The sequence below is a fragment of the Parendozoicomonas verongulae genome, assembly GCF_009711465.1.
GTDB classification, from domain to species: domain Bacteria; phylum Pseudomonadota; class Gammaproteobacteria; order Pseudomonadales; family Endozoicomonadaceae; genus Sansalvadorimonas; species Sansalvadorimonas verongulae.
This window is the reverse complement of sequence record NZ_SMME01000468.1, coordinates 1-977: the sequence shown is the minus strand read 5'-3', so window position 1 is coordinate 977 and position 977 is coordinate 1. Positions and strand designations below refer to the sequence as shown.

Here is a 977-nt window from a genome sequence, read left to right as displayed (position 1 = left end):
GGGAGCATGGCACACCAGTAGTGCACACAGAACATCCGTCGCGCCAGGTTTTTCACCCCACAGGTTCGGACGCGTGAAATCCAGCTTCAACGTTTTAAAAACACCCGGCCCACAGGCCCGGGCCAGATGCCAGAAGTTTGTTTGAATATATTCCTTGTCTATCTTTTTCAAGGGACGCAGATATTGCGCCAGCTGATCCGGGTCAACCCACTCTTGATTGTCCTGATCCGGGAGCAGCTTTTCACAGGCCACTTTCATAAAATCACGGACGGACGGATGCTGGCGGGTGCAATGGGTGAGTACGCTGTTAATTGCTTTGCGCCAGTGCCTGGGCTTCAGTGCATCGGAACCCTCATGGGACTGGGCCTGCTGGGCGGCGATAATCAGGTTATCCAATCCCCCATGAGTCAGAGCGGGTAATGACCTTATTGTTTGAGTGATGCCGTTTGGGATATTGCCATAAATCTCATAGATTTTATTCAGCACTGTTTTGGGGATCTGGTCGCGGTCTATACCATGCCGGCTGGCTGCTGAACGCCATATATCGGCTTCAGGCAACGGGTCTGCTGACTGAATAGCCTCTTTCCATGGCAGGGAGGTACAGTGTTTCGATTCTGGCCATAGCAGGCAGAGGCGGGCTTTTGGATAGTTAAGTAGTGAGCCATTGACCATAACCGAGGGAGGATTACAGCAAAGCGATTCCAGCGCCTGTTGGAGCCCGGGATTTTTCTCAAGACCAAGAATCACCACCTCCCTTCCTTGCTGAAGGGCCTGCTGGAGCTGTGTGACATGCCGGCCAAAGTGCGGGGTACGCTCTGACTGGATGTGGAGATCGTCGAACAGTTGTCCAAGGTGGGTCTGGTCAGTTACTCGGATGATCAGAGGGGATGCTCCCTGTGTTTGCACCCACTCGGAAATCTGTGTTTCATCACAGAAAGTAACAACATGTACGGCCGGATGCCCGAATATCTTTTGCT

General features: G+C 52.6%; 1 protein-coding gene. It reads right to left on the bottom strand.

Annotated features, from left to right (window positions below; translation table 11 throughout):
• A partial coding sequence (locus E1189_RS22585; protein WP_230459907.1) for a hypothetical protein occupies positions 1-977 on the bottom strand: 977 nt, incomplete at both ends.